General features: G+C 47.9%; 17 protein-coding genes. 15 read left to right on the top strand and 2 right to left on the bottom strand.

Features of this window, described 5'->3' with window-relative positions; translation table 11 throughout:
- Positions 1–9 precede the first annotated feature (9 nt).
- From M1K58_RS14570 to M1K58_RS14560, 3 genes are all read left to right on the top strand, one after another.
- Positions 10–759 (top strand): hypothetical protein, encoded by a 750-nt coding sequence (locus tag M1K58_RS14570; protein WP_256759578.1) that lies wholly within the window; start codon positions 10–12, stop codon positions 757–759.
- Between the two features lie 322 nt (positions 760–1,081).
- Entirely contained in the window at positions 1,082–3,007 is a 1,926-nt protein-coding gene (locus M1K58_RS14565) for a DEAD/DEAH box helicase (protein WP_483862589.1), read from the top strand.
- Between the two features lie 108 nt (positions 3,008–3,115).
- Positions 3,116–3,439, top strand: coding sequence for a hypothetical protein (locus tag M1K58_RS14560; RefSeq protein ID WP_256759577.1), 324 nt, complete (start codon positions 3,116–3,118; stop codon positions 3,437–3,439).
- Positions 3,440–3,801: 362 nt separating this feature from the next.
- On the opposite strand, the gene M1K58_RS14555 is transcribed toward M1K58_RS14560, so the two are convergent.
- Positions 3,802–6,114: a bifunctional diguanylate cyclase/phosphodiesterase gene (locus M1K58_RS14555; protein WP_256759576.1), complete on the bottom strand. Its 2,313-nt coding sequence runs from the start codon at positions 6,112–6,114 to the stop codon at positions 3,802–3,804.
- Between the two features lie 121 nt (positions 6,115–6,235).
- The gene (locus M1K58_RS14550; RefSeq protein WP_256759575.1) at positions 6,236–6,871 is read right to left on the bottom strand and encodes a TetR/AcrR family transcriptional regulator; all 636 of its coding nucleotides are present in this window, start codon (positions 6,869–6,871) and stop codon (positions 6,236–6,238) included.
- A gap of 189 nt (positions 6,872–7,060) precedes the next feature.
- Here M1K58_RS14550 and M1K58_RS14545 point away from each other — a divergent pair, with 189 nt between their 5' ends.
- The 12 genes from M1K58_RS14545 to M1K58_RS14490 all read left to right on the top strand — a co-directional run bounded on the left by M1K58_RS14545 (position 7,061) and on the right by M1K58_RS14490 (position 21,765).
- Positions 7,061–8,257, top strand: a complete 1,197-nt coding sequence (locus tag M1K58_RS14545; RefSeq protein ID WP_256759574.1) for a YhgE/Pip domain-containing protein — start codon at positions 7,061–7,063, stop codon at positions 8,255–8,257.
- Positions 8,258–8,387: 130 nt separating this feature from the next.
- Positions 8,388–8,597 (top strand): YwbE family protein, encoded by a 210-nt coding sequence (locus M1K58_RS14540; RefSeq protein ID WP_256759675.1) that lies wholly within the window; start codon positions 8,388–8,390, stop codon positions 8,595–8,597.
- Between the two features lie 2 nt (positions 8,598–8,599).
- A complete protein-coding gene (gene rlmH, locus M1K58_RS14535; protein WP_256759573.1) occupies positions 8,600–9,079 on the top strand; it encodes a 23S rRNA (pseudouridine(1915)-N(3))-methyltransferase RlmH in 480 nt (159 codons plus the stop codon).
- A 432-nt stretch (positions 9,080–9,511) separates the two neighbouring features.
- Positions 9,512–12,889 carry an S-layer homology domain-containing protein gene (locus tag M1K58_RS14530; RefSeq protein ID WP_256759572.1) on the top strand — a complete coding sequence of 1,126 codons (3,378 nt, stop codon included), beginning with the start codon at positions 9,512–9,514 and terminating at the stop codon, positions 12,887–12,889.
- A 560-nt stretch (positions 12,890–13,449) separates the two neighbouring features.
- Positions 13,450–13,728, top strand: coding sequence for a hypothetical protein (locus M1K58_RS14525; protein WP_256759571.1), 279 nt, complete (start codon positions 13,450–13,452; stop codon positions 13,726–13,728).
- Positions 13,646–14,680: an S-layer homology domain-containing protein gene (locus M1K58_RS14520; protein ID WP_256759570.1), complete on the top strand. Its 1,035-nt coding sequence runs from the start codon at positions 13,646–13,648 to the stop codon at positions 14,678–14,680. Before M1K58_RS14525 ends, M1K58_RS14520 begins: the two co-directional genes overlap by 83 nt.
- 536 nt (positions 14,681–15,216) lie before the next feature.
- Complete coding sequence (locus M1K58_RS14515; RefSeq protein ID WP_256759569.1) at positions 15,217–16,179, top strand: helix-turn-helix transcriptional regulator; 963 nt, start codon at positions 15,217–15,219, stop codon at positions 16,177–16,179.
- A 110-nt stretch (positions 16,180–16,289) separates the two neighbouring features.
- Positions 16,290–16,916, top strand: coding sequence for a type 1 glutamine amidotransferase family protein (locus tag M1K58_RS14510; RefSeq protein ID WP_256759568.1), 627 nt, complete (start codon positions 16,290–16,292; stop codon positions 16,914–16,916).
- 168 nt (positions 16,917–17,084) lie between these two features.
- Complete coding sequence (locus M1K58_RS14505) at positions 17,085–17,342, top strand: hypothetical protein (protein WP_256759567.1); 258 nt, start codon at positions 17,085–17,087, stop codon at positions 17,340–17,342.
- A gap of 25 nt (positions 17,343–17,367) precedes the next feature.
- Complete coding sequence (locus M1K58_RS14500; RefSeq protein WP_256759566.1) at positions 17,368–17,961, top strand: hypothetical protein; 594 nt, start codon at positions 17,368–17,370, stop codon at positions 17,959–17,961.
- 654 nt (positions 17,962–18,615) lie between these two features.
- The gene (locus M1K58_RS14495; protein WP_256759565.1) at positions 18,616–19,497 is read left to right on the top strand and encodes an AraC family transcriptional regulator; all 882 of its coding nucleotides are present in this window, start codon (positions 18,616–18,618) and stop codon (positions 19,495–19,497) included.
- A gap of 69 nt (positions 19,498–19,566) precedes the next feature.
- The gene (locus M1K58_RS14490) at positions 19,567–21,765 is read left to right on the top strand and encodes a DUF6259 domain-containing protein (protein ID WP_256759564.1); all 2,199 of its coding nucleotides are present in this window, start codon (positions 19,567–19,569) and stop codon (positions 21,763–21,765) included.
- Positions 21,766–21,831 lie beyond the last annotated feature (66 nt).

Genomic DNA, 21,831 nt, shown 5'->3' with positions numbered 1-21,831 from the left:
GATCATACTGTGGGTATAGATAAGATTATAGATAAGCCTAAGATCCATAGCGCATTCATTCTAATAGCTGTATTTATTTTTTTTCCGGTCGGGATTGCGCTGTTGATTATTAGGTTTATAAAGCATCGAAACTACAATCACTTTCGGGCAAAGGATTACACGCTGGTGGGACACTCCTTTGTTACCTTCGGTGCGGCTATTTCTGGTTTGGTTTTACTTGTAGAATTGAGTTCACAGGAAGAGGACATGTCTGGCGCGATGGCAGTTCTTATCCTTTCCGCCATAATCTTCGGTATTCCAGCGATATTGTTCTACGTCCTAGGAGCAACGAGAAAGAAGAAGATGGACAACCTGTACCAGATGTATAACCATTTCATTACTGCTCAGGGTGTAGAATCGATTGATCGCATAACGGAGTTAACGGGAGAGAGCATTCGTAATGTGACTCAGGATTTAAGCTATATGATCGCTTCTGAAAAGCTGCAGGATGCTAAGTTAGATACGGTTAGAAGATCGGTTACATTGAATAATCGTACGGCTACGGGCCCGAATTCATCGGAAAATGCTTCAGATGAGCGGAGAGATAACCATAACGAGGATAGACAAGCGGCTGCAGCAGGTTCCAACTCAAGGGGTGGAAATTCCGGAAATGCTGCGCAGTCCGTTCTTTGCTCTGGCTGTGGTTCCAGCTCACGGGTGATTCCAGGGCGTTCACAGGAGTGTGAGTTCTGCGGCAATGTAATATCGATTCCGGTATAAGAAATAGGAATTTAACAGCATGATTGAAAGCCAGAAACCCGCGTAACCCAAGATATTTGGGATTACTGCGGGTTTTTTCTAACGACTCAGAAAGTATAAAATTCGCTAACCTCTTCTAAATCGTCTCCGACATAAACGTTGTTCCTCCACTCCTAAGGACGGCGAAATCCGTTTAGGCTTGCAGAGGAATGTTAAGAACAGTACATGTGGATTGCTTGGATGTGGTAGGATAGAGGGTAATGGCCAAAGAATCGGATCGGATGAGTAAGGTTTGGGTTTGGGAAGCCAATTGAAATAGGGATTAGAGGATGGAGTGGATTAGGTGACGGATTTTGCAGAGTTAGGCGTGTCAGAAGGTCGGGTTGCGATACTGAAAGAGATGGGGATCGTAACTCCGACGCCAGTGCAAGAGGAAACGATTCCGATCGTGACTCAAGGGTATGACGTAATAAGCCAAGCGCAGACGGGTACGGGGAAGACGCTTGCGTTCGTGCTACCGATGCTGGATAAAATTAGAACGAATGTGCCTCAGGTGCAGGGATTGATCGTGACCCCTACGCGGGAGCTTGCGATACAGATTACAGCGGAGATTAAGAAGCTGCTTACGCGCGAAGATGGTATTAAAGTTCTGGCTGTATATGGCGGGCAGGATGTTGAAGCTCAGCTATTTAAGCTGAAGGGTGATATGCACATCATTATTGCGACTCCAGGACGGCTGCTTGACCATTTGCGCCGGGAGACCATTAAGCTAGATGGTGTGAAAATGCTCGTCTTGGATGAAGCGGATCAGATGCTACACATGGGCTTCCTGAAGGAAGTCGAGGAGATCCTGCGCCAAACTCCTTATAAGAAGCAAGCGATGCTATTCTCTGCGACGATGCCTGCATCGATTAGGGAAATGGCTGGCCGGATTTTACGTAGTCCGAAGCATGTTACGGTGAAGGCCGAACGAATTACAGTTAAGGACATCCGCCAATGGGCTGTGGAAACTTCAGATCGGGATAAGCAGGCTACTTTAATTAAGCTGCTGGAAACGACTCAGCCTTACTTGAGTATTATTTTCTGCCGGACGAAAAGACGTGCGAACACGCTTAATGTAGCTTTACAGGAATTGGGATACTCCTCAGATGAGCTGCATGGTGATTTGTCTCAAGCGAAGCGGGAGCAAGTCATGAAAAGGTTCCGTGATGCAAGACTGCAGCTGCTAGTTGCAACGGATATTGCGGCACGGGGATTAGATGTTGAAGGCGTAACTCACGTATTTAACTTTGATGTGCCGATTGATGTGGAGAGCTATATTCATCGGATCGGTCGGACTGGACGTGCTGGCGAGAAGGGGCTTGCCATTACGTTGATTGCACCGAAGGATCGCCGGGAGTTGGCGGACATTGAGGACGGCATTCAGATGATCATGGAGCGCAGAACCGAGGAAGGCTTGTCGCTAGGCGGCGGTGGGCTGGAAGGTCCACGCAACAGTGGTGGTCTTGGTCGAGGCGGCAGTGGCGGCGGACGTACGCGTAGCGGAAGCAGCGCGGGTCAAGCGGGCCGTGGCACTAGCGCGAGCAAGTCTCGTGGCGGCGATAAGTCTTACGGCGCAGGCGCTGGATTTGGGCGCGGCGGGGATAAGCGACGTGGTGCTCCTACGGCGAAGCCGGGTATGGGCAACCGCTCGAGCGCAGGCGAGTGGGTTGATCGTGGTCAGAGCCGTGATGCGGTGAAGGCTGGTCGTAGCGGTAGATCGACAGCGAGTGAAGCGGCTTCGGATGAAGCGATTGGATTCTCCTTCTCCGAGCGTAGCGAACGGACGCCAGCTTCGGGTGGTAGATTCGGAGCGGGTTCAGGACGTAAACCATCTGGCGGAGCAGGCAAGAGCTTCGGCGGCGGTAAACCGGGTGGGCGCAGCGGTGGTGGCTTCACGGCGCGGCCAACGGAGGAACGCGCGGCACGCCCTGGTAAGGGCGGCTCAAGCAGACGCAACTCGAGTGAGCGCAGAGCAGAGAATGCAGCGGCTCAAGCAAGCAGTGAGCGTAAGCCAGAAGGACGCGGCGGTTTTGGGCGCTCATCGGGCGGCGGTTCCGCTAGCTCGGGGCGCAAGCCTGAGCAACGTGGCGGTAGCAGCTTCGGCGGCGGTCGATCGGCTGGACCTAAGAGCGGTGGCTTTGGTGGTGGAGGCTTCAAAGGCTCCAAGGGCTCATCCGGCGGTAGTCGGGGCAGCGGCGGCGGCCGTGGTTCATCGCGGAGTAGATAAATTTAAGATCCCACATTGTCCTTTATCGGACTTTGTGGGATTTTTTGATTTACGGTTGTTTGCCATGCGGCGACCAAACTCGAATAGTCTTTCCACCAAGGCACATTAATGGCCTTCGCATCGTCCAAACTCGAATTCTCGCTCAGCCAAGGCACATTAATGGCCTTCGCATCGTCCAAACTCGAATTCTCGCTCAGCCAAGGCACTTATTTGGCCTTCGCCGCGACCAAACTCGAATTCTCGCTGCACCAGGGCACTTTATTGGCCTTCGCCGCGACCAAACTCGAATTCTCGCTGCACCAGGGCACTTTATTGGCCTTCGCCGCGACCAAACTCGAATTCTCGCTCAGCCAGGGCACTTATTTGGCCTTCGCGCCGTCCCAACTCAATTGCTCGCTCCACCAGGGCACTTATTTGGCCTTGGATACCTAAGTGGTAGGGGATATTCCTCTCTTATACTTCTCAAAACACATATTAGTCACGCTCTAGTTCGCTGTCACCAAACTGCACGGTCCAAAACACATATTAGTCACTCTCTAATTCGCTGTCACCAAACTGCACACCGCAAAACACACATTAGTCACTCTTCAGTTCTGTGTCATCTAACTGCACAGATAAATACTCTCCAGAGCAAGCTAGAGTTCTGTGTCACTGTCTTTTCTAAATCGTATCAGACCTAAAAAGGCTCCCCCCATCCCTAAGGAAGGCGGAAGCCTTCTAAGCATGGTTGTCATCTTGGTTGTTGCTTTGGTTGTTGCTTTGGGTGTTGCTTTGGGTGTTGTCATGCTTGTTCCCTATAGGAACAAAGCAACCTGCTTAGCCAATAAGGGTTCGATAGCCTCCGCTGGCTGAGGCTTGTGGAAGATAAATCCTTGAATTTCGTGGCAGTTGTTGTCCTGCAGGAACGTTAGCTGCTCGGTAGTTTCCACGCCTTCCGCAATTACGGTCAAGTCGAGACGACTTGCGATGAGCAGCATGGCCAGAATGATGGCTTCGTCTTTACGGTCTCTGTTAATTCCGTGTACAAAGGAACGGTCAATTTTAATTTTATTAACGGGCAAGAGCTTCAAATAACCTAGTGAAGAATATTGGGTTCCGAAATCATCGATTGATATCGTGAATCCGAGTGCGCGAAGCTCTTGCAACGTGGCGAGTGAATCTTCCTTTATCGCCATGCTCTCCGTAATCTCAAGCTCCAAATATTTCGGATCTACTTGAGCCTCTTCAACAATCGTTCTGATTCTATCCGCCAGATCTGTCTGACCAAATTGTCTTGGGGAAAGATTAACAGCGATTCTGATGGGTGGATATCCAGCCAACTGCCAGGCCTTACTCTGAGCGCACACGATTTGCAGCAAACGTTCTCCAATAGGAATAATAAGGCCTGTTTCTTCCGCGATTGGGATAAAGCTGTTGGGAGCAATTAAGCCCCTAATCGGATTGTTCCACCTAATTAGCGCCTCTAATCCAATCATTTTCCCGGTACGGGATTCAATCTGAGGCTGATAATGAACGACAAACTCATCGTTGTCCAGAGCCCGACGAAGATTATTCATAATCTCTACAGTATCTTCGGGGTTAGGATTTAAGGTTCTGTCATAGAAGCGGTATTGATTCTTGCCCTCTTCCTTAGCACGATACATCGCGAGATCTGCATTCTTCATTAGGGTCGTATCGTCTTGTCCGTGCTCTGGATAGATGGCCACTCCAATACTTGTCGTAATCAAATACTCTGTATCCTGTATGTTGAAGGGCTGCTGAAATAATCCGCGAACTTGTTTGGCAATTTGTCTGACCTGATCGATGTCCGTTACATTGGGCACGATAATCGTAAATTCATCCCCACCGATGCGGGAGATCGTCTCCCCATTCATAAGGGTATGGGTTAACCTTTGCCCGACTTCATTCAACAGCTGATCACCGTAACTATGGCCTGTTGTGTCGTTTACCATTTTAAAATGATCCAAATCAAGAAATAATACCGCAACCGACTGCTCGGTTTGTTTGCTATTAGCGATTAGCTTCGCAAGACGTTCGTTGAAGTAAGTTCGGTTATACAAACCGGTAACCGCATCATGATACGCCATATGCCTAACGGTTTGCTCCTTATTCTCTAGAAGCCGGAGCTGTTCTCTCAACTCATCCTCAACAGAATTGAGTTCTTTGAAAGTAGCTTCCAACTGTCGGTTAGTCCGGACAAGCTTACGGGTGCGTTCTGTAACTAGGGATCTAAGCTTGGCCTTCTGTGTGAGCTGGACGTACAAGAAATAAATAACGAGGAGCACTGAAAAAGCACATATGATTTGAAAGATTCTGGCCCTCGCTTGTACGGAATCCAGTCTTGTTTGATTGGGTATAGCTGCAATTTCCCAGAAGCCCTCTAATAACCTTACTTTCTCAAGTAATTGGGGAGATTCGAACAACTGAGGATTACCCACAAGGATTTGATTATTCGCTCTGATGGCGAAGTCGATTCCTTTATTCGTATTGAATAAATCCGCTTCCTGCAACACAGGAGTAATGTCCAGCACGACAGAAACAAAGCCCCAGAACTGGCTGCCTACATAAATCGATTTTCTAGCAATAATTCCTAAGCCACCTTGTTCTAATTCCAAAGGACCGAGAATCGTTGTGTGATCTGAGAGCTTGGTTCTTACAGCATTATCTCGAACGGTCGGATCATTATGGGTAAACAAATTCAAGCCCAGCAGAGATTCGTTGTTCGTATGTGGATAGACGAATTCGGCTACGCCGTTCGGATAGATGGAGAGGTTGCGAATACCTTGAAGATTCCCAATGAAGTTAGCAGCAAATGTGTTAAAATGGTCCGGGTTTATTTTCGAGTTAAATGTGAGTTGGTTTTTGGTGAAGGCATCGAGTCCATTGGACAGAATAAGCTTACTATTAATAATAGTAGATAGAGTGTTGACTGTAGAGGATAGCTCGTTAGCAGCGTCGTTATGGATTTCTTGGGTAAGTCGCTTCTCATAGGCATTAGTAAACAAGCCCACCAAGCTTCCCAAAATTAGAGTTGCACTGATCAGAATGATCCATATGCTTACAGGGGTTGAATAGGTCCGGGTTATAGAGGCTGCTGGAATAGACATAGAGGGTCGCTCCCGAGTGTACTGCACAGAACAGTAATCGTTATGATGATCATCTTAGTTTACATTATATTAGCCTATTTGTTAAAAGGGTTTGGGAAAAGTTTTGGAATGGTATAAGTTTCTAATCAATAGATTCAGTTTTACTGCTTGTTTTGTCTCTTAGTCCAGCAGATACAACGGGGCCATAGTAGAGAAGCTGTGCCATTATCCTGCCCATCTCATGAGGCGTCTGCTTCATACCGGATTCAATCCAATGAATGAATATTCCAAAATTGGCAGAAGAAATATAAGCGGTCAGGTAATCCCGAGGGATAAGCATTTTCTCATCTAGAGGCTGCCAGCGGTTCATTTTCTCGAAAATTTGATTAGCAATGAGTTTCTTTAAACGGATCGCATAGGCAAGATCCCCGTTAGGACCGAATAAGACACGTAGAAATTCGGCATGCTTTGCAATCTCCTCGAAGATCCCGACAATAACAGGATAGGACTCATCTTTGCTGGCATATTGCATGGAGTCGGTGATTTCTAGCTTAGAGATTTGCTCTGTAATCTTCTCGAATACTTCTTCCTTATGCTGTTCCAGCATATCGGGTACATCACGGTAGTGGAGATAGAAGGTTCCCCGATTAATATTTGCACGGTTTGCAATATCTGTTACGGTAACCCCCTCTGCTCCCTTTTCCTCGATAAGGGTCATTAGAGCAGTGTACATAAGCTGCTTTGTTCGGACCTGTCTCCGGTCAACTTTGCTCGACATGTCAGAGCCTCATTTCTTATTACATATTTTATATTAAAAGATAATTAACAGAAGCTCGTTAGTCTGCTGAGTAATGAACAGATCAGCTCAGAGCTGGTTATTGTATTGTTTCTAGTTCTCATTATAATGAACATATTGGTCGATAATCAACATCATGTTCATTATATTTAAGAGGGAGAAGTGGAGAAAGTGGCTGTTTTTAAACAGAAAATATTATGGATCGGTATTGTTATCGTGATGGTTGTTTTGATTGTTTTTGGTGTAGCGATGATGGGGTCGGTGCTGGGAACGAAGCCTAAGGACTTGCCTGTCGCGCTAGTTGTTCTCGATCAGCCTGCAGATTTACCTACAGGAGGGGCTCTTGCAGTTGGGGAGATGATTCAAGAGAAGTTGATGGGGAATACGCAGCTTCCGATTGCTTGGAAAACGGTCGGTTCCGAGGAAGAAGCTCGCGCGGGGCTAGATGAACATGAGTATTATGGAGCATTGATCATTCCTGCAAATCTAAGCAGCAGTTTGCTATCCCTCGCGTCGTCTGCTCCTCAACCAGCAACTGTACAAGTCATTGCAAACGAGGGAATGAATATGCAAGCCGCTACGGTTGTAAAGCAGGTTCTAGGGCAAGCGATGAAGGGCGTTGGCTTAGAGCTTTCGAAGCAGTTGCTCGTGCAACTGGGTCAACAAACAGGGGGACAGGTTCAAGTGAGCGTTGCACAAGCGTTGTTGACGCCTTTTGAGGTACAGGAGGAAAGCGTTCATCCGGTGGGTGGGAATAATGCGAGCGGGAGCGCTCCGGGTTTACTTACTCAGATTATGTGGATGGGTAGCCTAGTAACAGCTATGATTCTATTCTTAACCAATCAGAAAACAAAGGTTGCGGTTGCTCGACGCTTGTCCATCAAGGCTATACAGACTGCGACTGGTTTAATAATCGTAGGCGCCGCATCGGGTTTTCTGGTGTGGATGGCTAAGTCGTGGTACGGAATGGAATTATCGCACGTCGTGGATACTTGGCTAATCTTGTGGCTTGGTGGGGCTGTATTCTTCTTAATTCAGTCTACCTTGCTCAATTGGATCGGGTATCCGGCGATGGGAATCCTGGTGCTGCTCATGTTCTTCTCGATGCCGGTACTGAACATGGCACCGGAATTCCTCTCCCAGACGACTCAGGATTGGATCTATTCTTGGACGCCTTTACGATTCGTATCCGGGGGCTTGCGAGAGGTTATGTATTTCGGGGGGCTTGATTCGGTTGGATCTAATGCGACTGTGTTGTGGGCTATCTCGGTAGGATTCGTTGTGGTGCTAATGGCATCTAGCTTGAAAAGAATTAAGGCTAGAGTAGGAGCGACTATAACTGAATCTACTACGGCTTCTTCTAATTAAAGTGAGTTTATACTAAGGCAGTATAGAACCCGGCTAGCCCTCCTCGAGGGGTGGTCGGGTTTTTGGTTGCGTGATCCTTGTGGTACGATAGGGGTAACAAGTTGAAATGAAGCAGGAGCTGAATGATAGCATGGCAGGTAACGGGAAAATTCGCAGCGACGTCAAAGCAGGCCTTGAGGTTGATATCGTATTGAAACAAGACCAACGGACGGGAAAAGTAACGCGCGGCATTGTTAAGGACCTACTCACAAATTCACCTCAGCATCCCCATGGGATCAAGGTTAGGCTGCAGGATGGTCAGGTCGGACGTGTTCAGAACATCATAAGTGGGGGAAGCTAGGAATGCAGGTTCAGATCGTCTGCGTCGGGAAGCTGAAGGAGAAGTATTGGGTTGGGGCGATCGACGAATACTCCAAGCGGCTCGGCGCTTATGCGCGGTTGGATATTCGCGAGCTCCCAGACGAGAAAACGCCAGACTCGATGAGTCCGGCGGAGGAAGAACAAGTGAAGTCTCGCGAGGGCGAGCGAATCCTGGCAGCGTTGAAACCGGATTCGCATGTCGTTGCGCTCGCCATCGATGGCGAGACCTGGACAAGCGAACAGCTCGCTGCTGTGATGGACAAGCAAGCCGTTTACGGTGGCGGCTCCATCTCCTTCGTCATCGGTGGCTCGCTCGGCTTATCGAGCGCCGTGCTGGCTCGCGCCGACAAGAAGCTCAGCTTCGGCCGCATGACTTACCCGCATCAGCTGATGCGGGTTCTTCTGCTGGAGCAGGTTTATCGGGCTTTTAAGATTAACCGGGGGGAACCTTACCACAAGTAGGGCGAAATTTGTGACAGGTGCAATCCCCTGGCACTTTCACCACAATTAAAACTAAAGATCTAATTCATTAATAAATAGCGGCGAAGGGATAACCTCCCTTACGCCGCTATTGTGCTAGTTGAAAACATATTTTCACTTGAGAGCTGCCTTGAACTTAGCAATTAATACAGCCGCTTCCTGACGTGTGACTCTATTGCCCATTCTCATCGTGCCATCGTGAAAGCCGATAATATAACCGGCATGTAAAGCGATTGCGACTTGCTCGTATTCCCATCCTTGCGAATCTATTTAAAGTTTTCTTTAAGTTTCATTAATGGGCTACACTATCATGATAAAATAAGAAACCTAGCAAAAGAGAAAGGCAATCGGTCTTGGTAAAGAGGACTATCTTACAGGTTTAATGATGGATCAAGCGACAACGGAGGTATGAATGTGAAAACAAATAAGCGTCAATTGAAGCGGAAAAGACTGATTTGGATCTGGATGCTGGTCGTCACTATGGTTACTCCATTGTTGCCTGTGCAGCAGGCGACGGTTCAAGCGGCTGGTGTCTATGAATGGCAAGCCGTTGGCAGTGCGGGTTTTTCGGCAGGTGCTGCAGTAAATATATCGATCGCGTTAGACAGCAGCGGCACCCCTTATGTTGTCTATAGGGATTATGGGAACTCCAATAAAGCGAACGTAATGAAATACAACGGAAGCAGTTGGGAACTCGTAGGCAGTGCGGGTTTTTCGGCAGGTACAGCTGGTGATCTATCTTTCGCGTTAGACAGCAACAGTACCCCTTATGTTCTCTATAGGGATTTTGGGAACTCCGGTAAAGCGACCGTAATGAAATACGACGGAAGTAGTTGGGAGCCCTTAGGCAGTGCGGGTTTTTCGGCAGGCGAAGTTTATGATACATCGATCGCGCTAGACAGCAGCGGCACCCCTTATGTTGTCTATAGGGATCTTGCGAATTCACAAAAAACGACCGTAATGAAATACAACGGAAGTAGTTGGGAACTCGTAGGCAGTGCGGGTTTTTCGGCAAATTCTGCAGAAAGTATATCGATCACGTTAGACAGCAGCGGGATCCCTTATGTTGCCTATAGTGATTGGGGGAATTCCGGTAAAGCGACCGTAATGAAATACGACGGAAGTAGTTGGGAGCCCTTAGGCAGTGTGGGTTTTTCGGCAGGTCAAGTTTATCAAACATCGATCGAGCTAGACAGCGGCGGGACCCCTTATGTTGTCTATACGGATTATGGGAACTCCAGTAGAGCGACCGTAATGAAATACGACGGAAGCAGTTGGGTGACTGTGGGCAGTGCGGGTTTTTCGGCAGGTGAAGTTTATTATACATCGATAGCGCTAGATAGCAGCGGGATCCCGTATGTTGTCTATACCGATAATGGAAACTCCAGTAAAGCGACCGTAATGAAATACGACGGAAGCAGTTGGGAGCCCGTAGGCAGTGCGGGTTTATCGGCAGGTGAAGCTTATGATACATCGATAGCGCTAGATAGCAGCGGGATCCCGTATGTTGTCTATAGTGATTGGGGGAATTCCAGTAAAGCGACCGTGATGAAATTTCCGGTATCTCCTAAGTATACTGTGAGTGCAGTTGCCGCATCGGCAACACCCGGAGTTGGAGCGGACGAAGCGGTCACGCTGACGGTACAGGATTCGCTAGGCAACACGGATACAACGTTTAGCGGAGCGCGCAATGTGACGATCTCCGGTTATACAGCAGCGCCCGACGGCTCTTATGGCAGCTTTAACGGGACAGACTTGACGGCAGGGACGACCACAGTCAGCGTTACGTTTGCGAACGGCGTAGCGACAGCGAACCTGAAGCTGAACAAGGCGGCGGCGCAAACGATCGGATTCAGCGTGGCGGGCGTGGCAACGCCGGCAGCGAACGCGGTAAGCATTACACCAGCGGTGGGCACCACGGCTTCGATGGCGCTGACCACAGCCATTACAGCACCCGCCAGCAATGGAGGCACGTTCGCGCAGCAGCCGGTCGTGACGCTTCGCGATGCTTATGGGAATACGAGCACGGGCGACAGCAGCACGGTCGTGACGGTATTGAAGCAGGATACAGGCGCGTGGACGCTGACCGGAACAGCAACGGCAACAGCGAGCGCAGGTGTCGTAACCTTTACCGGCCTTGGCGCAACAAATGCAGCCGAGGTGACAGGGGCACAGCTCGCCTTCGATTCATCAGGCTTGACGCAGATTACGAGCCAGTCTGTGACACTCCCCTGGCCTGGAGTAGCTGCGCCGGGAGTGGATTCTGTTACAACGGGAGACAGCCATGTGCTTTTGTCTTGGAGTGAAGTGTATGGGACAGTCAGCTACGCCGTGTACCAGGGGACAGCTTCCGGCACTTATGGAGATGCGGTCGCTACAGTGACCGGATTAACGTATGATGCCACCGGATTAACCAATGGGACAACATACTATTTTGTCGTGAAAGCCATGAATCCATCCGGAATCAGCGCAGCTTCCATTGAAGTGAGCGCAACGCCGCAGGTTGCAGCGCCTGGAGTACCGATACTGGGGCCTGCTACACCGGGAGATGCTCGAATAAGCCTAACGTGGGATCCGGTGATCGGTTCCACGGGGTACAATATATTCAAAAGTTCAACCTCCGGCGCTTATGGATCAGAGGAAGCTTCGGTAAGCGGTTCGGTATACGGCTATGATGTAACAGGATTAACGAACGGCACAACGTACTATTTTGTCATCCAAGCGACGAACCCGGGAGGGGACAGTACCGCGTCCAATGAAGTGAGCGCAACGCCGCGAACGGTTCCATCGGCTCCGACGGGTGTAACCGCGGTTGCTGGCAATGGACAAGCAACGGTAAGCTTCACCACCCCGGCGAATGGCGGAAGCGACATCGTTTACTACAAGGTTACGGCTATGCCAGGAAATATTACCGTAACAGGGGCTGGGAGCTCGATCACGGTAACAGGGCTATCCAACGGAGTGACATATACGTTTACGGTGCAAGCTGTCAATAGTGCGGGCAGCAGCGTAGCTTCCGACGCCTCTAATGCCGTGACGCCGAGACAACCATCCGGCAGCACGAATACATCGACGCCATCGACACCTACTACGACGCCTGATCCGGAACAGACACCTGTTTCTACACAGCCTACGGCAGATGTATTTAACAGCAGCGTTGTTAATGAAGCCAATTTAGTAAAGACGATTGAATCCAAAGTAGCGGAAGCCAAGGAAGCAAATGCTACAATTGATTTTGCTGACACGCAAGGGCACTGGGCTGAGAAGACCATCGATATCTTCGTCAGACTGAAACTGATTAATGGCTACACAGATGGTACGTTTAGACCGAACAGTCCGATCACACGCGCTGAGTTTGCAGTGATTCTAAATCGTGTGCTCAATATCCAAGGTGGCAGTAATACGAGTGTTGTATTGAGGGACATTGTTGATAGCTGGGCAAAAGAAGATATTGAGAACCTTGTAGCGGCAGGGGTAATCAAAGGCTACAACGACGGTACGTTCAAGCCGGATAACACGATTACACGTGAAGAAATGGTCATTATGCTGTCCCGTATCGTAGACCTAAATAACGTGGCGAAAGATACAACAAAGGGCAACTTCAATGATTTGAATGGTGCTTATGCAGCTGACGAGATCAAAGCAGCAGCGCAAGCAGGTATCGTTAGCGGTAAAGGGAATGGAAGATTCGATCCCAAGAACAATTCCACACGTGCAGAAGCGTTGCAGATCATCTTGAATGTGTTGGAGCTTAACCCACAGTTGAAGACGTTGTTGGATTCGCTTAGCTAGTATCTGTGAAGGACGCCCGATCGGGGCGTCCTTCATTTCTTTGTAAACGAAAACCCCCAGTTCGACTGGGGGTTCAAAAAGCTTATTGCTGTGAGTAGTCGTCCCTTGACCTTCAATGATACGTGCCCAACCCAATGATTCGTAATAGGCAGATGGAAGGCACCTAGTCGGGTGCCTTCGATTTCGCTGTATAGATGATACGGTGAACCGTATCATAAGTAGGTCGAAAATTATGGTCTTAATGGCATGAAATTTACGACAAGTCTTAGTTGGTGCGAAGTGTTCGAAGGATAGCGTGTGCCATTCGATGATTCGGCTTATTGGTCGGTTCGGAAGTATGTAATTCCTAATTTATGCAGGGGACATTATCTGTTGACGAGATGAAGCTTGGGGATTATTATTGCTATAAATTTTCCGTTTATTAGAAAAATTCATACAATTTTGTAACGCAGATTACAGAAACAATCGCATTATTATTGTAAAGTGACATATGCCAGGTAATAATTATGGACAAATGGATGCCATAAAAGAGAACCATAACGAGATATGTATATTTTCAAATGAAAGGGAGATGGTTGGTAGGTGTAGTTGGAGTGTATGGTTCCGTATACGGAACGGTTAGTATTCAAGGAACGTTTACCCCAAATATAGGACTCTATGCGGTTATTGTGGCCTACGATCAAGAGTCAGGCAACGATATCCGCTCGAAATGTGGCGCACGCGCTAAGCAGCAACGCCGATTTGAGCGGCTTGTCGTTGTCAATCGGAGCGCTGAGCCCATCGCCGTTTGCGGCGGCGACGACCGGCTACACGGCAAGCGTGGCAAACAGCGTAAGTAGCTTGACGGTAACCCCAACCGCAGCTGATCCCGCTGCGACGGTGACCGTGAATGGCGTGGCAGCAACAAGCGCCTCAGCTTCAAACGGAATTGGACTTAACGAGGGAGGCAACACGATTACGGTCCTGGTGACGGCGCAAGATGGTATGACGACGAAGACGTATACCATTGAAGTGATGCGCGCCTCAGCACCAACACCAACACCAACACCAACACCAACACCAACACCAACACCAACACCAACACCAACACCAACACCAACACCAACACCAACACCAACACCAACACCAACACCAACACCAACACCAACACCAACATCAACACCAACACCAACACCAAAATCATTTTACATTGATGGGGTTAATATTGATGTAATTAAGGCAATGGTAGCACAATCGAACTCTGTACCTGCAGTATCATTTAAGGATGTATCCGCGAATGCTCCAAATGCTAAAGCCATCGTACTAGCGACTAAGCTTGGGATTATCAAGGGATATGAGGATGGTTCATTTCATGCTAATGCTACGATAACTAGAGCAGAGTTTACATCTATGTTAGTAAGAGCACTTGGATTAACGTCAGAAGGCGGTTCCGACATTGTAGACACCAAAGGTAACTGGGCAGCAGATGCCATTTCTACACTAAAAACATTAGGTATTGTTGATGGCTACTTGGACGGAACGTTCAAACCGAATCAGACGATCACCAGAGCAGAAATCATAGAGATGCTTTCAAAAGTCATGAACACGAATTTCGTGAAAAATGCGAAGTTCAAGGATGTTATAGGTCACTGGGCAGAGGCAGAGATTGATATATTATCCGACATGGGGATCGTAAAGGGTACGTCGGATGGTTTATTCAGTCCGAATGCTAATGCTACTAGATATGAATCGTTACTCATGATCTTACGCATGCTGAATGCTAGTCTTGATCATTCGTTAGAAGTAGAATAGAAGAATAGAGTTGCTTGAATTCGGCAGATACTGGTCAAACGGTATCTGCTATTTTGCATGCGGCTAAGATGGGGACAGAATGTTTCGTCGCTCTGGATTTTTCGCCGATTGACCCGTTAAGCTGAACCGTATCATCGATAGTGGTAAAGCAGCGGATTGAGTTGAAGGTGGATGCGGCGATGCTAAATGCCCAAAGAAGGGCTTAAGCATGCGGCACATGTGGAATCAGTCATATTGATGGAATGGAGGAGTGTGCCTAAATAGGCTGCGCTCCTTGTTATATGAAATGTATAATGGACTTAATATAAGACATTTTAAAATAACAGCTGAGAAAGGATGGAGCAAACTTAGAGGAAAAAGCACCTTGTCCTTCACTCCTGTAACACTAACGGAGTTGATTACTAATAACAAGGAATTCAGGAGTGTATCAACACTACTAGGATCAGAATAAAGGAATACAGTGGATTAGCAAACAAATCACTTAAAGTGCTTGTTAGAAGTTAAGTATAGTGGTAATCAAAGGTGAGGGTTATGTTATGCCAAAAAATGATAATATGCTAACAATTCTATGGATGTTGAATTCGGGAGAGAAATTGACTGCAAAGCAAATATCGGAAAAGTTAGAGATAAATATAAGAACAGTTTATCGGTATATTGATGCACTATGTGCCAGTGGCGTCCCTATCATATCCGACACAGGGCACAATGGCGGGTATAGCTTGCTGCACAATTTTATCAAATCTCCTCTGTTATTTAGTATGGATGAAAAAAAGACACTGCTTCATGCTGCCCTATTTGCAAAAGAAGCCGGATATCCTTTGAGTGAGGCATTAGAGAATGCAACATCCAAGTTGAAAATGTATTCGAATCAGGAGCAGGAAAGTATACTAAGCCATCATTTAGCCGGATTTGAAGTAATAAACCGCAGGGGATACCCCGCTGTTCAGCCGGTATTGCAGGAATTGGAGCACGCTGTAGCAAATGAATGGTCTGTAGAAATTTCTTATCGTAACAGTCATGAAGAGCAGTCCCCAAATAGGGTAATAGACCCCTATGGCGTGGTTAATTGGAACAATAAGTGGTACACAATTGCATTTTGCCACCTGCGGAATGAGATCCGCAGCTTTCGGGTAGAACGAATTCTGAACATCACACGCACGCCATTCTCATTTAGGCGTCCCAATGATTTTTCAGCGCGTACTTTTTTTATGAAAAATCTGTTACCAGATGTAGTAGGTAAATCCGGATTAATTTCTTTAATTATTGGTGGCAGGGCAGAGGCGTTGGATGATTTATGCATACATTGGTTTTTGGAGCATCATTTGCAGGAGCGGACATCAATGCAAGCAATTTTTTTACTTGAGGAAGAATCACTGTATACACATGTTCCGTATATAATTCTTCCCTATGGGAAATCCATTCAAGTTATAGAGCCACAGAATCTAAAGAATAAACTTGTGGCGGTTGCTTCAGAGTTAATGGAATATTATCAAGTTTAACAACTTCACTGACAGCAGTTGTCAGTGAAGTTGTTTTATTATAATGATAACCACTCATTAAAGATGAATGGTTGCTGTTACCTAATAAACTTTATGAGGAGCACTTAGAAATGAATAATACAGTATATCTTTATGTGTTTGATACCATGTCCGATTGGGAAATAGGTTATTTAGCCGCCGAACTGAACTCTGGAAGATACTTCAGACAGGGGCTGGCTCCCGCAAAAATAGTCACCGTTGGGATAGAAAAGACTCCAGTAACTACAATGGGCGGATTGAAAATAATGCCTGACATTAAAGTGGATGAGTGCAGCATTAAAAGCGTAGATGCACTGATATTACCTGGTGGAAATACATGGACAGAAGCTATTCACGTGCCCATATTAAAAATTGCCGAGATGTGTTTAAAGGAAGGGGTAGTAGTTGGAGCAATTTGCGGTGCTACCTTAGGACTTGCTCAAGCAGGATTGTTAGATTCACGTTGGCACACAAGCAATGATTTGGCCTACCTTAAAATGGTTTGCCATTCTTACACGGGCGAAGAATATTACAAAGTAGAATCTGCTGTCACCGATGGGAAATTGATCACCGCATCCGGAGTAGCTCCATTAGAATTTTCTGTTCATGTTTTAAAAGCGCTAGATGTATTTTCTCCAAAAACATTAGACGCTTGGTATAGTCTTAATAAAACTCATGAACCTAAATATTTCTACGAGTTAATGAATTCAATCCAATGACAGTATAGGAATATAAGGCATGTGGAGTCGGTCATATTGATGGTTCGAAAATGAGATGTGGCAGGTTCGCTACTCGAAGTAATTCCATATAAATACGGAGAAATATATTGCAAAGTACCTTTTCCCAAGCTAACATGCAACAAACTTGTTGCTTGGGAGGCTTTTCATATGACGGCTATTGCTCAAAATTGTCGTGCTACACATGAAATCAAACGCAGCTCGCTGATCGGTCTTGAACTGGACGACACTCAAACACAAATGCTTTTATCCATCACGAGACGCCACTGCAAGCTCGGTGTCGAGCATGGCAAATCCGATACGACACCAGACCGGCGTCAGCAAATCCGCGAAGAAATTCAGAGTTTACGTTCGATGCGCGATGATCTTATTATCGAATGGCGAGCGGCGCAAAAACACGAGCTTTAATCGTGAACGAAAGTGGATTCGAACGATGCTTGCCGATGAAGAGATCGTTGATAGCATCATGAACCGTCTTAAGCGTGAAGAGTCTATAGGTGCAGCAGAACTTGAAAAGGATTTGAATATACAGCAAACCAGTCTGAAGAAGTTATTGGACAAGCAGCAAAAGCAGGACACCGATTATTATGCTGGCGAGATTCGCGCGGCACTATATAATCGGTTGTCCGAAGAGGTTGAAGATAAGATCAACGAGGTCAAGCAAGTGATCACGTATCTTGAACGTGAGATTGAAAAGTTACAGTCAAATGTTATTCTGAATAAGGATATCATTGTAGATGCTTTAAAGAATTTTGAGGACATGTTTGAGGAAGCGACTAATGAAGAAAAACGAGCACTACTACGGGCGCTGATTAAGGACATGGAAGCTGACCGCAAGAGCATTAAGAATATCGTCTTCTGGTTTACGGAAGACGATTCTTTTACGGAAATTGCTTTACCAGTCAGTGACGTGCGGAGAACCGTATCACAAGTAACGGCGAATCCGACTTTTCGAAGTGCCTTGGCACCGAATCGTCAGCCTGTCGTGCAGATCATGAAAATAAAAATCCATAAGAACATCAACTAAGGAGCATGCCGTGGCAGCTCCTTAGCATTTTTCGCCGATAGACCCGTTAAGCTGAACCGTATCACAAGTAGGGCGAAATATTCGAAAAATATTTGGTGTTTACTTTGCCCGGATCGGGTTTGGGATAGTTCTTACTTAATGGAATAAAATGGGATCATGGCGTTGGGGCATTACTTGACGCTGTTGACCCATTTTTTGTTATGTCCGCTAGCTTAGTAATCGACTCTTTTCCCGGTCCATGGATACGGCTAGATCCTGTTGGCGAAGGCCAAGTTGCCCTTTCTAGATATGGACTGCTTAATTCCATATGGATTCCTCCATATCATGCTTGTGAAAGGAGTCCGGCGCCTGAACTAGATAGTAGCGGGATACTTGTTGCCGGCCGCATGCGCGATGTGTCTTTAGCTTCAATTTCGATCCCCTTGACGAACAACTTCAAAAAGACCTGATTAAGGAAATAGGCCTTGTCGCATTTGATGTTATTCATGGACATTATATGTCGACTAATTGGGGGTTTTGCGATAATATAGGCAACAAACTGTACTGGCAGAGAAAATGCTTGGTCGAATTAAACGTTCTGTCTGCTAAGTCACGGCTTATTTTACTTGGATGCTTCTCATTTTTGCCAACATAAATCATCGGGAGGAAGCGGCTATGTATCAATATAAGCTTTCCGATAACATCGATCCTCAAGAGAATATCAATATGTTCCGGTATTCGACTTCGAGCAGCGATTACGAGCATATTCACGAGTTCTTCGAGATTGTGTTCATCGCTTCCGGGAGCGGAATACACAACGTAGGCGGGGTGAGCTATTCGGTTGAGAGAGGGGACGTGCTGTTTATCGATTTCGATCAGACGCATGCTTTCTCGTCGGATACGCAGATGACGATCGTCAATTGCCTGCTTGATCCCGTTTTTATCGGCAAGGAATTAATGAACGCGGAGAACGCAATAGATATATTGACGCTGTCGGCTTATGTGGAGTTCAGCACGAAAGTCAGCCAGTTTGTACCGAAGGTCATTTTTCGGGGAAAAGATCTGCTCAAGTTGGACTTGCTGTTCGAGAGTATGTTGGAAGAATTCGATGAGAAGTCGATCGGCTATAAAACGGCGATTCAAGGGTACTTACAGGTGATTCTCACGTATATTTTCAGAAAGATGAGGGAGGAGGACAACGAGCGAGCCCCCCTTCTGCCGCATAAGGTGGCTTCTGATATGCTAAGGGATCTGGAAGCGAGTTTCTTCGGTAAAATCTCGTTGAACGAGCTTGCCGCAAAGTACAGTTACAACGCCTCCTATCTCAGTCGGATCTTTAAAGCATGCTATGGCAAAAGTCCGATGGCGTTCATCCATGAGAAGCGAATGGACGAAGCGATCCGGCTCCTCGGGGAAACCGACCTGACGGTAGAGGAGATCGGACGCCAAGTCGGGTACGGGGAGAAGAAGCAGTTTTATAAAATATTCAAACAGTATACGGGACTGACGCCAAGCAAAATGCGAGACGCCAGGAACAAAATGACCACTATCAAGTAAAAAGGTGCGACTGTTTTACATAGAACGACCTTCTATAATAAAGGAAACATCATTGCAAGGAAGGTCGTAATGTCAATGAAAGTACAAAATCGCTACTATCGGATGGAACTGGACGATACGTCCGGAGCTTTGCTGGCACTGAACAAAGGGAACAAAGAATTCATTCGCGCTGGCGCGAGCAGGCCGCTGTTTACGATTCGTTTTCGCGATCCCGGCGGAGGAATTCATGACATCGCAGCTCATGAATCGAAAGCGGTTTCATTATCCGCGTCAGAAGGTTCCGAGCGAATCGAAGTGAGCTATTCGGAGTTCGACGGGCTTCCGCTCCGCGTGTTGGTGACGATTCGCTGCCCGCTAGACTCGCCATTTACCTACTGGCGTCTAGATGCCGATCATGGGACGGATTGGATCATCGAATGGATCGATTTTCCGAATGTCGTCGTGCCGAATGACCTGATCGCAACGGGAGGGACGGGCAAGCTGGTTTGGCCTTTTAACGAAGGTGCCTTGATCGAAGACGCGACCGTACGCGAAGCGTCCTTTGCGCACTACGTTGAGCCTAACTATCCGAGCCGCGGCATCGACGGCATCTATCCGGCTATTGTGCCATCTCAGTTCATGGCCTACTACGACGATAGCGGCGGCCTCTATTTCGGGGCGCACGATCCGGACGGACATGTGAAATGCGTCGAGTATTATCCTGTGGAAGACGGGATTCGTCTGCAGTTTCGGCTGTATCCGGGAGGCGGCGCCTATGCGATGTCGTACGATATGGTGTTGGGCGTATTCGAAGGGGATTGGCATGACGCGGCGGCGATTTATCGGGATTGGTATGAGGCGAACCCCCGTCGCGACGCGGTGCCGATTGCCGAGAACAATCGGCTTCCCGACTGGTATTCGGATTCCCCGGTAGTCGTGACCTACCCTGTGCGGGGCAGACACGATATGGATGTCATGGATCCGAACAAGCTGTTTCCCTACTTGGAAGCGATGCCGCACATCGAACGGCTGGCGGAAGCGTTCGGCGGCAAAATCATGGTGCTTCTGATGCACTGGGAAGGCAGCGCGCCTTGGGCGCCGCCATATGTGTGGCCGCCGTTTGGCGGAGAGGAAGCGTTTCGGGCTTTTGCAGACCGAGTGCATGCATCCGGACATCTCCTTGGCGTCTACTGCAGCGGCATCGGATGGACGGAGCAGAGCAATCTGATCTCGTCGTACAACCGAAAGGAGCAGTTCGATCGGGAAAATCTGGCGGATGCGATGTGCCTGTCGCCTCAAGGCGATCTGCCTTATTCGAAAATCTGCACAGCCCAACGCCGCGGTTACGATTTGTGCTCGGCTCATCCCTTTACAAACGAGACGATGATATCCGAGACCAAGCAAATGATCGAGGGCGGCGTCGACTATATTCAAGCGTTCGACCAAAACCATGGCGGAACTTCTTATTTCTGCTACAGCCAAACGCATGGCCACCCGCCTGCGCCGGGCAAATGGCAGACTGAGGCGATGAGCGCCTTGTTCCGCGCGCTGCAAGAGACGGCCGAACGCGCCGGCAAGAAGGTGCTGTTCGGATGCGAGTCCGCTTCGGCGGAGCCGTATATCCCGGACCTTCTGTTCAACGACGCTCGGTTTAACCTTAACTATTTTATCGGGACGCCGATTCCCTTATATGCTTTTCTGTACCATCGCTACATCAACAATTTCATGGGAAATCAGGTCATGGCCCACGAAGCCTTCGACCACGGCCGCTCCCCGGACAATCTGCTATACCGGATGGCGTATTCGTTCCATGCAGGCGATATGTCGACCGTGGTGCTGACGGAAAACGGAGAAATGACGTGGAACTGGGGAGTCGGTCAGGATATACCGCTGCCGGAGCAGGAGCCGATTCTCGAGTTCATCCGCAATACGAATCCATGGCGTACAGGAGCAGGCAAAGCCTATCTATATCAAGGGCGCATGTTGAAGCCGTACCCGCTTTCCAACGTTGAGATGAAGCGGTTTAGCATGCATGACGGCCGCGAGCTTGCGGTGCCTGCGGTGCTTACAACCCGCTGGGAGGCAGACGACGGTAGCCAAGCTCAATTGTTCGTCAATTATACCCGCGAAGAGCAGGCGTTCTGCTTGGAAACGGGGTCATGCACCGGGAAGAATGCCGTCTTGCTGTCGCATCCGGACGGCTCGCAACCGCTCACGTTACAGGCCGATGAATCGGAAACATTTTCGTGTGTTGTGAAGCCGCTTAGCGCAATTCTGATCCAATTTTAACCGGAAACGAAATGGAAGCGCTCACCGTGATGAAAGGAGGTGGTAGAATCTTAAGCCTACGTCGTT

It is taken from the genome of Cohnella sp. WQ 127256 (assembly GCF_024519285.1).
In the GTDB taxonomy this organism is placed as follows: domain Bacteria; phylum Bacillota; class Bacilli; order Paenibacillales; family Paenibacillaceae; genus Cohnella.
Note: the sequence above shows the minus strand (reverse complement) of the source record. Positions and strands in the feature narration are given on the sequence as shown.

What these genes read in the sequence shown, in the direction of transcription:
- M1K58_RS14560 (WP_256759577.1), top strand. Translation starts at nt 3,116, where the DNA reads ATGGCCTTCGCATCGTCCAAACTCGAATTCTCGCTCAGCCAAGGCACA.
- M1K58_RS14555 (WP_256759576.1), bottom strand. Translation starts at nt 6,114, where the DNA reads ATGTCTATTCCAGCAGCCTCTATAACCCGGACCTATTCAACCCCTGTA.
- M1K58_RS14550 (WP_256759575.1), bottom strand. Translation starts at nt 6,871, where the DNA reads ATGTCGAGCAAAGTTGACCGGAGACAGGTCCGAACAAAGCAGCTTATG.
- M1K58_RS14540 (WP_256759675.1), top strand. Translation starts at nt 8,388, where the DNA reads ATGGCAGGTAACGGGAAAATTCGCAGCGACGTCAAAGCAGGCCTTGAG.
- rlmH (WP_256759573.1), top strand. Translation starts at nt 8,600, where the DNA reads ATGCAGGTTCAGATCGTCTGCGTCGGGAAGCTGAAGGAGAAGTATTGG.
- M1K58_RS14525 (WP_256759571.1), top strand. Translation starts at nt 13,450, where the DNA reads ATGAAAGGGAGATGGTTGGTAGGTGTAGTTGGAGTGTATGGTTCCGTA.
- M1K58_RS14515 (WP_256759569.1), top strand. Translation starts at nt 15,217, where the DNA reads ATGCCAAAAAATGATAATATGCTAACAATTCTATGGATGTTGAATTCG.
- M1K58_RS14510 (WP_256759568.1), top strand. Translation starts at nt 16,290, where the DNA reads ATGAATAATACAGTATATCTTTATGTGTTTGATACCATGTCCGATTGG.
- M1K58_RS14505 (WP_256759567.1), top strand. Translation starts at nt 17,085, where the DNA reads ATGACGGCTATTGCTCAAAATTGTCGTGCTACACATGAAATCAAACGC.
- M1K58_RS14500 (WP_256759566.1), top strand. Translation starts at nt 17,368, where the DNA reads ATGCTTGCCGATGAAGAGATCGTTGATAGCATCATGAACCGTCTTAAG.
- M1K58_RS14495 (WP_256759565.1), top strand. Translation starts at nt 18,616, where the DNA reads ATGTATCAATATAAGCTTTCCGATAACATCGATCCTCAAGAGAATATC.
- M1K58_RS14490 (WP_256759564.1), top strand. Translation starts at nt 19,567, where the DNA reads ATGTCAATGAAAGTACAAAATCGCTACTATCGGATGGAACTGGACGAT.